The organism is Wenzhouxiangella sp. 15190 (assembly GCF_003417465.1).
In the GTDB taxonomy this organism is placed as follows: domain Bacteria; phylum Pseudomonadota; class Gammaproteobacteria; order Xanthomonadales; family Wenzhouxiangellaceae; genus Wenzhouxiangella.
Genome location: NZ_QVMV01000045.1, coordinates 1 through 12,566, shown reverse-complemented (window position 1 = coordinate 12,566; position 12,566 = coordinate 1). Strand labels below are relative to the sequence as shown.

The 12,566-nt window shown below is 63.0% G+C and carries 11 protein-coding genes; 6 read left to right on the top strand and 5 right to left on the bottom strand.

The genetic code is table 11. The features are described 5' to 3' along the window. Nucleotides 1-70 precede the first annotated feature (70 nt). Genes glyQ through DZK26_RS11485 form a run of 3 tightly spaced genes read left to right on the top strand, consistent with a single transcriptional unit; the run spans nucleotide 71 to nucleotide 3,527 of the window. Nucleotides 71-970 carry a glycine--tRNA ligase subunit alpha gene (gene glyQ / locus DZK26_RS11495; protein ID WP_220337218.1) on the top strand — a complete coding sequence of 300 codons (900 nt, stop codon included), beginning with the start codon at nucleotides 71-73 and terminating at the stop codon, nucleotides 968-970. After that, nucleotides 967-3,048, top strand: a complete 2,082-nt coding sequence (gene glyS / locus DZK26_RS11490) for a glycine--tRNA ligase subunit beta (protein ID WP_116898863.1) — start codon at nucleotides 967-969, stop codon at nucleotides 3,046-3,048. Before glyQ ends, glyS begins: the two co-directional genes overlap by 4 nt. Next, a complete protein-coding gene (locus DZK26_RS11485) occupies nucleotides 3,048-3,527 on the top strand; it encodes a hypothetical protein (RefSeq protein WP_116898864.1) in 480 nt (159 codons plus the stop codon). Before glyS ends, DZK26_RS11485 begins: the two co-directional genes overlap by 1 nt. Before the next feature lie 209 nt (nucleotides 3,528-3,736). Here DZK26_RS11485 and gyrB read toward each other — a convergent pair whose 3' ends face one another. From gyrB to dnaA, 5 genes are all read right to left on the bottom strand, one after another. Then, on the bottom strand, nucleotides 3,737-6,121 hold the full coding sequence (gyrB, locus tag DZK26_RS11480; protein WP_116898865.1) for a DNA topoisomerase (ATP-hydrolyzing) subunit B: 2,385 nt from the start codon (nucleotides 6,119-6,121) through the stop codon (nucleotides 3,737-3,739). Nucleotides 6,122-6,194: 73 nt separating this feature from the next. Next, nucleotides 6,195-7,250, bottom strand: coding sequence for a DNA replication/repair protein RecF (gene recF, locus DZK26_RS11475; protein WP_116898866.1), 1,056 nt, complete (start codon nucleotides 7,248-7,250; stop codon nucleotides 6,195-6,197). Nucleotides 7,251-7,265: 15 nt separating this feature from the next. Further along, nucleotides 7,266-8,363, bottom strand: coding sequence for a DNA polymerase III subunit beta (gene dnaN, locus DZK26_RS11470; protein ID WP_116898867.1), 1,098 nt, complete (start codon nucleotides 8,361-8,363; stop codon nucleotides 7,266-7,268). After that, nucleotides 8,360-8,605 (bottom strand): hypothetical protein, encoded by a 246-nt coding sequence (locus DZK26_RS14190; protein WP_147306700.1) that lies wholly within the window; start codon nucleotides 8,603-8,605, stop codon nucleotides 8,360-8,362. Before DZK26_RS14190 ends, dnaN begins: the two co-directional genes overlap by 4 nt. Next, on the bottom strand, nucleotides 8,605-9,933 hold the full coding sequence (gene dnaA, locus DZK26_RS11465; RefSeq protein ID WP_116898868.1) for a chromosomal replication initiator protein DnaA: 1,329 nt from the start codon (nucleotides 9,931-9,933) through the stop codon (nucleotides 8,605-8,607). The genes DZK26_RS14190 and dnaA overlap by 1 nt, the downstream gene beginning before the upstream one ends. A gap of 254 nt (nucleotides 9,934-10,187) precedes the next feature. Here dnaA and rpmH point away from each other — a divergent pair, with 254 nt between their 5' ends. Genes rpmH through yidC form a run of 3 tightly spaced genes read left to right on the top strand, consistent with a single transcriptional unit; the run spans nucleotide 10,188 to nucleotide 12,416 of the window. Further along, nucleotides 10,188-10,334, top strand: coding sequence for a 50S ribosomal protein L34 (gene rpmH / locus DZK26_RS11460; RefSeq protein WP_116898869.1), 147 nt, complete (start codon nucleotides 10,188-10,190; stop codon nucleotides 10,332-10,334). A 13-nt stretch (nucleotides 10,335-10,347) separates the two neighbouring features. Next, nucleotides 10,348-10,695 (top strand): ribonuclease P protein component, encoded by a 348-nt coding sequence (gene rnpA / locus DZK26_RS11455; protein WP_116898870.1) that lies wholly within the window; start codon nucleotides 10,348-10,350, stop codon nucleotides 10,693-10,695. Next, nucleotides 10,692-12,416, top strand: a complete 1,725-nt coding sequence (yidC, locus tag DZK26_RS11450) for a membrane protein insertase YidC (RefSeq protein ID WP_116898871.1) — start codon at nucleotides 10,692-10,694, stop codon at nucleotides 12,414-12,416. The genes rnpA and yidC overlap by 4 nt, the downstream gene beginning before the upstream one ends. Nucleotides 12,417-12,566: the final 150 nt, after the last annotated feature.

The following is a 12,566-nucleotide window of genomic DNA, read 5'->3' as shown; positions in this document are numbered from 1 at the left end:
GGATGGGCGCCACCGTCCGGTATATGGGCCGTTATACTTGCAGGCTTGCCTTACAACGTCGGACAAGACCGTGTATTTTCAGGACTTCATACGCACTCTGGACCGTTACTGGGCCGACCAGGGCTGTGTGCTGACCGCGCCGCTGGACCTCGAGATCGGCGCCGGGACCTTTCACCCGGCCACTTTCCTTCGGTCCATCGGCCCCGAGCCGTGGAACGCCGCCTACCTGCAGCCCTGCCGGCGTCCCACGGACGGGCGCTACGGCGAAAACCCCAATCGCCTGCAGCACTACTACCAGTACCAGGTGGTCATGAAGCCCTCACCGCTTGATTTCCAGGAACGCTACCTGGGCTCGCTCGACGCGGTCGGCATCGACCCGAAGGTGCACGATATCCGCTTCGTCGAGGACAACTGGGAATCCCCCACCCTCGGCGCCTGGGGCCTGGGCTGGGAAGTCTGGCTCAACGGCATGGAAGTCACGCAGTTCACCTATTTCCAGCAGTCCGGCGGCCTGGCCTGCAAGCCGGTGATGGGCGAACTCACCTACGGTCTCGAGCGCCTGGCGATGTACCTGCAGGGTGTCGACAGCGTCTACGACCTGGTCTGGACGGAAGGGCCGTTCGGCAAGGTCACCTATGGCGATGTGTTTCACCAGAACGAGGTGGAGCAATCGACCTACAACTTCGAGTGGGCCGATGTCGACAGCCTGTTCGGCTGGTTCGATACCTGCTACCGCGAGGCGGTACGCCTGGTCGAGGCCGACCTGCCGCTGCCCGCCTACGACCAGGTGCTCAAGGCCTCGCATACGTTCAACCTGCTCGACGCACGCCAGGCGATATCCGTGACCGAAAGGCAGCGCTACATCCTGCGCGTACGTGATATCTCGCGCCGCGTGGCCGAGGCCTACTACGCCAGGCGCGAGGAGCTGGGTTTCCCCGGCCTCAAGCATGAGCGGGAGGACGCGGCATGAGTGAGCACGCGGACCTGCTGATCGAAATCGGCTGCGAGGAATTGCCGGCCGGACAGCTCCAGGGGCAGGTGAAGCTTTTGGCCCAGGGCCTGGGCAGCCGCCTGGTCGACGCCGGCTTGATCGACAGCGATGACGACATCGCTCAACTCGGCACACCGCGCCGCCTGGCTGTCCGCATTCCGGCAGTCAGGGAACGCCAGGCCGACCAGGTGCTCGATCGCAAGGGCCCGGCCGAGAACGTGGCCCTCGACGCCGATGGCAATCCGACCAAGGCGGCCGAGGGCTTCGCCCGCAGCGTGGGCAAGTCGTTCGACGAACTCGAGTGGCTGGAGAACGACCAGGGCCGCTGGCTTTTCACGCGCGTCGAGCAGCCCGGCAAGTCGCTTTCCGAACTGCTGCCGGAAATGTTCGACGCCACCGTGCGGTCCATGGCCGGGGCTCGTTCCATGCGCTGGTCCGATCGCGACGATCGCTTCCTGCGACCGGTACGCTGGTTGCTCGTGCTGCACGGTGAGGCAACGATCGAGCTCGAATACTTCGGCTTGAAGGCCGATCGACAAACCCGCGGTCATCGCATTCATGCGCCGGGCTGGCATGCCGTCGATAGCGCCAGCGCTTACGACCAGGTACTCGAGAAAGCTTCGGTCATCGTGGACCCGGCCCGCCGTCGAGAGCGGATCGTGGCGCAGGCCAAGCGCCTGGCTGGGGAGTCCGGCCTTATGGCCGTGCTCGATGACGCGCTGGTCGACGAGGTTGCCGGCCTGACGGAATGGCCGGTGGCGGTCATGGGCCGCTTCAGCGAAGACTTTCTCGAAGTGCCCGAGGAAGCACTGATTTCCTCGCTCGAGCAACACCAGAAGAGTTTCGCGCTAAGAGACGGCGAGGGCAGGCTGGCCCCGCGCTTTATCGCGGTGGCCAATATCGAAAGTACCGACCCGGAACTGATGACGGCCGGCTTCGAGCGCGTGATTCGTCCGCGGCTGGCCGATGCGCGATTCTTCTGGGACCAGGACCGACGCAACACCCTGGCCGATAAAAGGGACCGGCTCGACGCCATCCTGTTCCAGGAAAAGCTGGGCAGTATCGGCGACAAGGTCCGGCGCCTCGAGAGGCTGGTCGAGACCACGGCCCCCGCCCTGGACGCCAATATCGAGATCAGTGCCCGGGCCGCCCACTTGTGCAAGTGCGATCTGGTCACCGAAATGGTGGGCGAGTTCCCCGAACTGCAGGGGATCATGGGCCGCTACTACGCGCTCTCCGACGGTGAACCGAAGGCCGTTGCCGACGCCATCGAGGGACATTACCGCCCGCGCCACGCCGGCGACGAGCTGGCCCACGATGCGGCCGGCCGGGCCCTGGCCCTGGCCGACCGGCTCGACACCGTCCTGGGCGTCTTTGCAGCCGGTCAGAAACCCAGGGGCGGCAAGGATCCATTCGCATTGCGCCGGGCCGCGCTGGGCATCGTGCGCCTGCTCGCCGATTCCGGAACGACCTTGACGATCCGAAAGGCCCTCGAAGCCGCCGCCCAGCCCCTCGAGGGGACGGTGGCCATCGATGAGACGCTGGTGGATGAAGTCGAGCAGTTTGTCTTCGAACGTCTGCGTTCCTGGGCATCGGAGCAGGGCATGGAGACCAACACCGTACATGCAGTCGCCGCAGGCGAGGCCGGCTCGGTCGCCGATTTCCTGGCGCGGGCCCGTGCCGTCCAGCAGTTCGCCGACGACCCGGCCATGGCTTCGCTGGTGGCGGCCAACAAGCGTGCGGGCAACCTGCTCAAGCAGGCCGGGCTTCAGACCGGGCAGCGTATTGACCGCCAACTGCTTTCCGAAGTGGCCGAATCCAGGCTGGCGGCGGCCATCGACTCGACCGAGTCCGAACTCGACCGGGCCATGGAGCAGGCCGATTATCCGGCCGCGCTGGCAACGCTGGCCAAGCTGCGCGAGCCGGTCGACGCCTTCTTCGACGAGGTCATGGTGATGTGCGACGACGAGTCGCTCAGGAACAATCGCCTGGCCTTGCTCGGCCACCTCCGTGCGCTGTTTCTGCGCATCGCCGATGTCGCCCGGCTGGGTCGCTGATGGGTGGGCCGGCCGCTCCGGTATTGATCGAACGGGCGTTGCTGCTCGGCCGCGGCGGACGGTCGCCCGACGCCGCTCGCATCGAACGCGTGGTGGCCTTTCAGCGCCGCGGCCATCGCATCGTCCTGGTCGCACCCAAGCCGAGCGGATGGCGGCCGACCCGACGCAGCGTGGACCACGACCTGGCGCTGCAACAACAGCTCCATCAACTGTTCACCCGCGCCGGTGCCGAGCTCGACGGCGTTCTCTACCTGGGCACCGGCCTGTTCAGCCGCAAGCACCGCCAGAAAAACGAATTCGAGCAGACGGCGCAGCGATATGGCCGCAACGTCGGCGAAATGACCCTCATCGGTTCCGATCAGGCACTAATCGAAGCCGCCGACCGTGTCGGGCTCAAGCTCGGCGTCGTGGGATCGACGCCCATCCCCAACATCCCCACCTTCGAAAACCTCAAAACCGCCCTGGCAAACGTCGATTAGTGACCAGTTACAGGCTGTCGCTTGTAACTTGCAAGCCACCGGCACGCTCAATCGTACCGACCCAGACTCCGGACGAGAACGCCCGATCGTTTGGATCATTCGAATTTCGGTCATTCGAATTTGTTTGAGATTTGGTGCTTCGAATTTCGAATTTCGCCGTTCAAACGAAGCCCGGCGACTGTCCGCGCCGGGCGACACGCTCGAAGTCGTCAAATATCCAGGTTCGAAACCTGCAGGGCGTTGTCTTCGATGAAGGCTCGCCGCGGTTCGACTTCGTTGCCCATCAGGGTCGAGAAGATTTCGTCGGCGGCCACGGCATCCTCGATATTCACGCGCAGCAGGCGGCGGGTTTCCGGGTTGACCGTGGTATCCCACAGTTGCTCGGGGTTCATCTCACCCAGACCCTTGAAGCGCTGGAACGAGCGACCCTTGCGGGATTCTTCCATCAGCCAGTCGAAAGCCTCGGCAAACCGCGTGATCGGCGAGGCATTGTTACCGCGCTCGACGCGTGCCCCTTCGTCGAACAGATCGTGGACGGCTTCGCCCACTTTCGCCAGCTGCCGGTACTCCGGCGAGTTGAAGAAGGAAGTGTCCAGCACCGTGTCCTGGACCACGCCCTGGGCGTGGCGAGAGATCACCACACCGCCACCGCCGAGCGGCTTGATCTTCCAGCTCACCCCGGCCGGCGTGCTCCGCTCCAGGCGGGCGCCAAGGGCTTCGGCCCAGGGATCGAAGTCGGAATCTGAAGAAAGCGGTTGAAAATCAACAAGTTGTTCGATGACGTCGGCATCGTATCGGAGTTTGAGTCGCTCGCCCACCAGGCGCGCCTGCTGGAAATTCTTGAGCAGTTCCCCTAGGGCCGCATCGTCGATCGCCGGGGCATCGGACGATGGATAAAGGCGCGCTCCGTCCAGGGCGCGCTCGAGCAGGTAGCGGTTCATTTCCGCTTCGTCCTTGAGATACCACTCCTGCTTGCCCTGCTTGATCTTGTACAGCGGCGGCTGGGCGATATAGATGTGGCCACGCTCGATCAACTCCGGCATCTGGCGGTAGAAGAAGGTCAACAGCAGCGTCCGGATGTGCGAGCCGTCGACGTCGGCGTCGGTCATGATGATGATGCGGTGGTAGCGCAACTTGTCGATGTTGAACTCGTCCTTGCCGATGCCGGTACCGAGGGCCGTGATGAGGGTGCCGACCTCTGCGGACCCCAGCATCTTGTCGAAGCGGGACTTCTCGACGTTCAGGATTTTGCCCTTCAGAGGCAGGATGGCCTGGTACTTTCGGTTCCTTCCCTGCTTGGCCGACCCGCCGGCGGAATCACCCTCGACGATGAACAGTTCCGACAGCGCCGGATCCTTCTCCTGACAGTCTGCCAGCTTGCCGGGCAGCCCGGCGATATCGAGCACGCCCTTGCGCCGTGTCATGTCGCGCGCCTTGCGCGCGGCCTCCCGGGCGCGGGCGGCGTCGATCACCTTGCCGACGATGACCTTGGCTTCGTTCGGGTGCTCGAGCAGGAAGTCGCGCAGATGTTCCGACAGCGCCGATTCCACGGCCGGCTTGACGTCGGAGGAGACCAGTTTGTCCTTGGTCTGGGACGAAAACTTGGGGTCGGGCGCCTTGACCGAAAGAACGGCGATCAGGCCTTCCCGGCAATCATCGCCGGTGGTCTGCACCTTGGCCTTCTTCGCAAGGCCTTCCTCGTCGATGTAGTGGTTGATCGACCGGGTCAACGCCGCACGAAAGCCGGCCAGGTGGGTGCCACCGTCTCTCTGGGGAATGGTGTTGGTAAAGCAGAACACGGACTCCTGGTAAGAATCCGTCCATTGCAGCGCCGCTTCGACGGTGATGCCGTCGACCTCGGTGCAGAAGTGCAGGGGCGTGGGATGCAGCGCACTTTTCTTCTCGCCCAGGTGCTGCACAAAAGACCGGATGCCGCCCTCGTACACGAATCGGTCCTGCTTGCCGCTGCGCTCGTCGAGCAGTTCGATCTCGATGCCGGAGTTGAGAAAGCTCAGCTCGCGCAAGCGCTTGGCCAGGATGTCGTAGTGGAATTCGACATCCGTGAAGGTCACGCTGCTGGGCGTGAACCGGATTTCCGTACCGCTGCGCGTACTCTCGCCGGTCGCCTGCAAGGGCCCGTCCGGTACACCATCGGTATAGCTCTGGTACCAACGCTGCCCCTGGCGGTGGATGACCAGTTCGAGCTTTTCCGACAGGGCGTTGACGACCGAGACCCCGACCCCGTGCAGGCCGCCGGAGACCTTGTAGGAGTTGTCGTCGAACTTGCCGCCGGCGTGCAGCACGGTCATGATCACCTCGGCCGCCGACCGTCCTTCTTCTTCGTGCAGGTCGACCGGGATCCCGCGACCGTTGTCGGAGACGCTGACCGAACCGTCGCCGTGCAGAATCACGCGGATCACGTCGCAGTGACCGGCGAGGGCCTCGTCGATGGAGTTGTCGACGACCTCGAAGACCATGTGGTGCAAGCCGGTACCGTCATCGGTGTCGCCGATGTACATGCCCGGCCGCTTGCGAACGGCATCCAGGCCCTTGAGGACCTTGATGCTGGTTGAGCCGTAACTGTCTTGCGCCATTTGGATGCGATTTCCAGGAAGGTTTGCGCTCGACCGCGGAGCGGGAATCCGCTCGCGGAACTTCATCACGGGATTATACCACCGGCTCGACCCGTCCCTGTTCCACGTGGAACATGCGTGCCGGCACCGGCGATTCGGAAGTGGCCGTAATCCAGCTCTGGACGGATTCGCGCTGAAGCCAGGCCAGCAAGGCCTCCAGGTGCGAGGCATCGAGTTCGGAGACGGGATCGTCGATCAAGAGAATCGGCGCCAGCGACTGCCCCTCGGCGAGAAGCCGGTACTGCGCCAGAAGCAGCACAATGGCAACCAGTTTCTGCTGCCCCCGCGACATTTCCGCAGCCGCCTGCCCGTTGCCGGTGAGCACGAGTTCGGCGCGGTGCGGCCCGTACTGCGTAAACCCGCGCTCGCGATCGCGATCGCGTTTTTCCTGCAGGATCGTTGCCAGCTCTGTGTCCTGGGGGTGGCCCTTTCGATAATGCAATTTCAGGGGTCCCGGGAGTCGAAACCCCAGTTCTGCCTGCATATCCGTTACGTAGCCGGACAGGCGCTCGACCAGGGAAACGCGTGCCCGGCCGATCGCCTCGGCTGCACGCAGAAAGTCGGGCTCGAGGGCGTCGAGAACCTTCCTGCTGGCCTGGGCCTTGAGCGCCGCATTGCGCTGGCGGAGCAGGCGGGCAAAACGCTGCCACGCGACAAGGTAGTCATGTTCCACGTGGAACAATTGCCAATCCAGAAACTGGCGCCGCCGCTCCGGCCCGCCATCGATCAGGGCGTGACTGCCCGGTTCGATCAGTGTCAGCGGCAACAGCGCGGCAAACTCGCTGATGCGCTGGCAGTCGCGTCCATCGATGCGACCGCGCCAGCCATCGGTGTCGCGCTCGACCCCCAGCCGGTTTTCGGTATCGGCCCGTCGCGCGACCACGGTGAGTGCGCGGGCGTCTTTCTGGATGACGCGCGCAATGCGGGCGCTACGGAAGGAACGCCCCCGCGCCAGCAGGTAAATCGCTTCGAGAATACTGGTCTTGCCGGCCCCGTTGGGCCCGCAGAACCAGTTCATGCCGGGCGCCGGCAACAGTTCGAGGGGCTGGAGGTTGCGCACCCCCCGGATCGACAGGCGATCCAGGCTCAAGGGATGCCCGGTAACTTAAAGTTTGAGCGGCATCACGACCTGACGCACCGCTTCGCTGTCGGGGTCGGTGACCAGGCAGGAACTGTTGGCGTCCTTGAGCGAGATCGACACCTTCTCGCCTTCCATCGAGCTCAGCGCGTCCATCAGATAATTGACGTTGAAACCGACCTTGAGCTTGTCGAAGCTGTGTTCGGCCTCGATTTCCTCGGTCGCTTCCTCCTGCTGCGGATTGTGCGCCACGATGCGCAGGGTATCGGGCAGCATTTCCAGGCGCACGCCGCGGTACTTCTCGTTGGAGAGAATCGCGGCGCGCTGCAGGGCATGCGTGAACTCATCGCGATCGACCTTCATCGGATCCTCGCTCAGCAGCGGAATGACCGCCTCGTAGTCGGGGAAACGGCCGTCGATCAGCTTCGTGGTCATGACGATGCGATCCCGGTCGACGCGCAGGAAGCCCTGACCGAGCATGATCTTGAGCGGTTCGTCGATATCCTCGAGAATCCGGTTGAGTTCCATCACCCCCTTGCGCGGCACGATCACGCTGCGCACCTCCCCGTCGATGGGCGCATCGGCCTCGGCCAGCGCCAATCGATGGCCGTCGGTGGCGACGGCACGAAGCTGACCTTCCCGGAACTCCAGCAGCAAGCCGTTGAGGTAGTGGCGAACGTCCTGCTGGGCCATGGCGAAAGAGGTCTTCTCGAGCAGCCAGCGGAGGCGCCCCTGGTTGACCTCGTAGGTCTGCAACGTCTCGGCCTGGTCGCTGGAAGGAAACTCGCTTGCCGGCAGCGTGGCCAGGCTGAAACGACTGCGCCCGGCATGAACCGCCAGCTTGTCTTCGTTGAGCTGGACGTTCATCTGCACACCCTCGGGCAGCGCCCGACAGATATCGACCAGTTTACGGGCCGGTACCGTGATGGACCCGGTTTGTGCGACCTCGGCCTGGGCCCGGGCAACCACCTCGACTTCCATGTCGGTGCCCGTGATGCGCAGTCCCTCGTCGACGGCTTCGATCAGGAAATTGGCCAGAACCGGCAATGTCTGCCGTCGTTCGACCACGTTGACTACCTGAGAGATCGGCGCCAGCAGCGTCTCACGTGGAATCGAGAACTTCATGATTTCTCCTTCATGTCGAGGCAGTCGGATGACTGTTTCTGTTTATGTATATAAAAGAAATAACCAGTAGTAGTAGGGCCTGTTGATACTGTTGATGAACCATTTTTCCCTTTATTTTCAATATCTTGTATACCACAACTGGTCGGTACAACTGTCCCTGGAAGTTGTTGGCCGTCTGTGGATAACTCCCGTCGAAAAATCTGTCCACAGCTTACCCAGCCAATCCCCACAGGTTCTTTCATCAGCTCGTCAGTTCCCTGGTCAGACGGGCGTGTTCCTCGCGTAAACGCCCGTCTGACTCGCATAAACTCTCGATTTTACGACAGGCGTGAAGCACTGTCGTGTGGTCGCGCCCGCCGAAGGCGTTGCCGATCTCCGGCAGCGAGTGTTCGGTCAGTTCCTTGGCCAGGTACATCGCCATCTGTCGCGGCCGTGCGATCGAGCGGCTGCGGCGGCGTGAAAGCAGGTCGGCAACGCGTAGCTGGTAATAGTCGGCCACCACTTTCTGGATGTTCTCGATGGTGATCAGCCGGTCGTGGACCGCCAGCACGTCGCGCAGGATTTCCTGGGTATAGTCGAGGTCGATCGTGCGACCGGAAAAACGGGCGTTGGCGATCAGTGAATTCAGCGCACCCTCGAGATCGCGCACGTTCGAGCGCATTCGCCGGGCGATGAGGAAGGTGACATCGTCGCTCAGTTCCAGTTCACGTTCGGCGGCCTTCTTCTGGAGGATCGCCACGCGGGTCTCGAAATCGGGCGGCTCGATCGATACCGTCAGCCCCCAGCCGAAACGCGAGCGAAGCCGGGCCTCGATGCCGTCGACTTCCTTGGGATAGCGATCGCAGGTCAGGATTATCTGCTGGCGCGATTCGAGCAGGGCGTTGAAGGTGTGGAAGAATTCTTCCTGCGAACGGTCCTTGCCGGCGAAAAACTGGATATCGTCGAGCAGCAGGGTGTCGACCGAGCGATAGCGGCGCTTGAACGCGTCGATGCTGTCGCGCCGCAGTGCCTGGATCATCTCGCTGACGAACTTTTCCGCGTGCAGGTACATGACCTGGGCGTTCGGATTGGCGTCTGCAATGAAGCGGCCGGCGGCGTGCAGCAGATGCGTCTTGCCCAGGCCGGTTGAGCCGTAGAGCAGCAGGGGGTTGTAGACGGTGCCCGGGCTGTTGGCAACCTGCTGGGCGGCGGCAAAGGCCAATTCGTTGGATTTGCCCAGCACGAAATTGTCGAACCGATAGCGATCGTCCAGGCCCCAGGCGCCGCCTTCGGGCTGTGACCGTTGTTCAACGCGTGGCTCGCTACGACTGCCCACGTCGATGGTGACGAGTTCACGATCGAACCCGTGGTAGGCGAAGAACTCGCGCATCATGTCGAGGTAGTGCTGGCGCACCTGGTCGCGCACCAGGTCGTTGGGTGCGGTCAGGCGAATGCGGCTACCCCCGTTTCCATCGAGCTGCAGCGGGCGTATCCAGGTATTGAGCTCCTCGAGGGGAATCTGTCGCTCCAGGCGCTCGAGACATTGCTGCCACAGGTCGGCGACGGAACGGTTGTGCTGCGGCTCGGTCATAAGTTGCTCAGTCTAGTCTCCATGGCAGGCAAATTCATCCCGCCCCGGGGCGCCTCGGGAAAGGGGGTGCGGCAATCACCTGAATTGCCCCCAAATCTTGACACACAAACGGTTCGAACGGTATTCTTGATGTCTTTTGTTAGGCATCCCTGCGCGGCAGGCCGCCGTGCGGGAACGTGTTGTCGTGTCCGGCCCGGCCGGAGACCGCGCAACCGGGCCACTCATTTTATCGCCAAACGTTTACGGATTCGGTCATGAAACGGACATTCCAACCCAGCAGAATCAAGCGCCTTCGCCGACACGGTTTTCGAGCGCGCATGGCCAGCAAGTCGGGCCGCGCGATCATCAATGCCCGCCGGGCCAAGGGTCGCAAGCGCTTGGGCGCCAACCCGGGTCGGTAAGTTCCTTAGTCGAATGCTACGGCGGCACCGCCTGCCGCGAACGGCGCGCCTTTTGTCGGGCGCGCAGTTCAAGGCGATCTTCGCCGCACGCCGCTCCTGCGGCAATGCACTCTTCCGGGTTCACTACACGCCCTCGGATCAGGCGCGACTCGGCATGGCCGTCTCGCGCCGGATCTCGAAGCGAGCGGTCGATCGCAATCGCATCAGGCGCCAGATTCGGGAATCCTTCCGGCTGTGGCGTGACCGGCTCGCACCCATGGACTACGTGGTCGTGGCCCGATCGGCTGCCCGTCAGGCAGACCGTCGCGCCCTGAGAGAAAACCTCGAACAACTTTGGCAGCGGTTTAGCGACACCCCATGAATACGCGCAGTTTTCTTCTTCTTCTCATCGGCCTGCTGGGCTTCATGGTCTACCTGGAGTGGCAGAAGGACTATGCACCGCCGCCGCGACCCGCGACCGAATCCGAACAGCAGGCTGGCAGCGAACAAGACACTCCGGAAACCCGGACGGATACCCAAGCCGGCGATGTTCCCGACGTCCCCGACTTTTCGGACGATCCCGATGAAGAGCAGGCTGCCTCCTCATCCGAAGTCCCGACGCCGCAGCCGGAAGCGCGGGCGAGTCGACGCATCACCATTGATACCGATGTGCTCAATGTTGACCTCGACGCCAACGGCGGCACCCTGGTCGACCTGCGCCTGAAGGACTATCCGGTCAGCGTCGACCGGCCCGATCAGCCCTTTGTCCTCCTTGTTCAGAATTTACCGGAACTGTTTGTTGCCCAGGCCGGCCTGGTCAGTGCCGATCGGCCGGCACCCAATCACCGTACCCGTTGGCAATTCGAGCGCGACTTCTACGAAATGCAACCCGGCGAGGATCGACTGGAAGTGCCGTTGACTTGGCAGCACGAGTCCGGCCTGGAAGTGGTTGCCACCTGGATCTTCCACCGGGGCAATTACGTGGTCGACCTCGAGATAGAGGTCATCAACGACTCTGGTGAACCCTGGCAGGGCGCGCGTTACGTCCAGCTCCAGCGCACCCGGCCCGACACCAGCGAAGCCGGTTGGGTCTTCACCAACCCCGAGCGCATCAGCTACAACGGCGCGGCCATCTATTCACCGGAAGACGCGCTGACCAAGCGTGGCTGGGGCGATATCGCCGAGGAGCCGTATCAGGCGACCCACGCCGGAGGTTGGGCCGCGATGATTCAGCATTACTTCCTCGCCGCCTGGATTCCGCCCGAGGATCAGCGTCACCGCTACACGACGCGTGAAATCGAAAACGGCCAGCTGCCGCGTTACCTTCTGGCGGCCACCTCGCCCCAGGTCACCGTGCCCGCCGGCGGCCGTCACCAGTTCACGGCACGGCTGTTCGCCGGCCCCAAGCTGCAGAATCGACTCGACGAAATCGCCCCGGGCCTGCGCCTGACCGTCGACTATCGCTTCTTCACCATCATCTCGCGCCCGCTGTTCTGGGCGCTGGACAAGATTCACACCCTGATCCAGCACTGGGGCTGGTCGATCGTGGTGTTGACCCTGCTCATCAAGCTGCTCTTCTACAAGCTCACCGAAGCGCAGTTCCGCTCGATGGGCAAGTTGAGAAAACTGCAGCCGCGCATCCAGCAGCTCAAGGAACGCTACGGCGACGACCGCCAGAAGTTCGGTCAGGCCATGATGGAGATCTACAAGAAGGAGAAGGTCAACCCGCTCGGAGGCTGCCTTCCGATCCTGGTACAGATCCCGATCTTCATTTCGCTCTACTGGGTACTGCTCGAGTCAGTCGAGTTGCGACAGGCGTCGTTCCTGTGGGTGCCCGATCTAAGCCAGCCGGACCCGCTGTTCATCCTGCCGGTCCTCAACGGCATCTTCATGATCATCACCCAGCGCTTGATGCCGGCAGCCGGCATGGATCCGATGCAGCGCAAGATCATGCAGGGGCTGCCGATCGTCTTCGCCTTCTTGTTCGCCCTGTTCCCGGCCGGGCTGGTGCTCTACTGGGCAACCAACGCCGGCGTTTCCCTGGCGCAGCAGTGGTACATCCTGCGCCGGCTCGATAAGGAAGAAGAGCGCAAGAAGCGGTAAGGTTTTGTGCCCCGCCTGGGGCGGGGTTTCGGGGCGCTTCATGGTATGAGGCGCTGGGCCGGTTGGCGCCACCGCACGTTGTGCGATCCTCGACAAGTCAAAGGCGGTTTCGCCCGGCGCGCTTCGCGCGCTCTTGCGGCGAATTCCTTT

What these genes read in the sequence shown, in the direction of transcription:
- dnaN (WP_116898867.1), bottom strand. Translation starts at nt 8,363, where the DNA reads ATGAAGTTCTCGATTCCACGTGAGACGCTGCTGGCGCCGATCTCTCAG.
- DZK26_RS14190 (WP_147306700.1), bottom strand. Translation starts at nt 8,605, where the DNA reads ATGAAAGAACCTGTGGGGATTGGCTGGGTAAGCTGTGGACAGATTTTT.
- gyrB (WP_116898865.1), bottom strand. Translation starts at nt 6,121, where the DNA reads ATGGCGCAAGACAGTTACGGCTCAACCAGCATCAAGGTCCTCAAGGGC.
- yidC (WP_116898871.1), top strand. Translation starts at nt 10,692, where the DNA reads ATGAATACGCGCAGTTTTCTTCTTCTTCTCATCGGCCTGCTGGGCTTC.
- rnpA (WP_116898870.1), top strand. Translation starts at nt 10,348, where the DNA reads ATGCTACGGCGGCACCGCCTGCCGCGAACGGCGCGCCTTTTGTCGGGC.
- dnaA (WP_116898868.1), bottom strand. Translation starts at nt 9,933, where the DNA reads ATGACCGAGCCGCAGCACAACCGTTCCGTCGCCGACCTGTGGCAGCAA.
- rpmH (WP_116898869.1), top strand. Translation starts at nt 10,188, where the DNA reads ATGAAACGGACATTCCAACCCAGCAGAATCAAGCGCCTTCGCCGACAC.
- glyS (WP_116898863.1), top strand. Translation starts at nt 967, where the DNA reads ATGAGTGAGCACGCGGACCTGCTGATCGAAATCGGCTGCGAGGAATTG.
- DZK26_RS11485 (WP_116898864.1), top strand. Translation starts at nt 3,048, where the DNA reads ATGGGTGGGCCGGCCGCTCCGGTATTGATCGAACGGGCGTTGCTGCTC.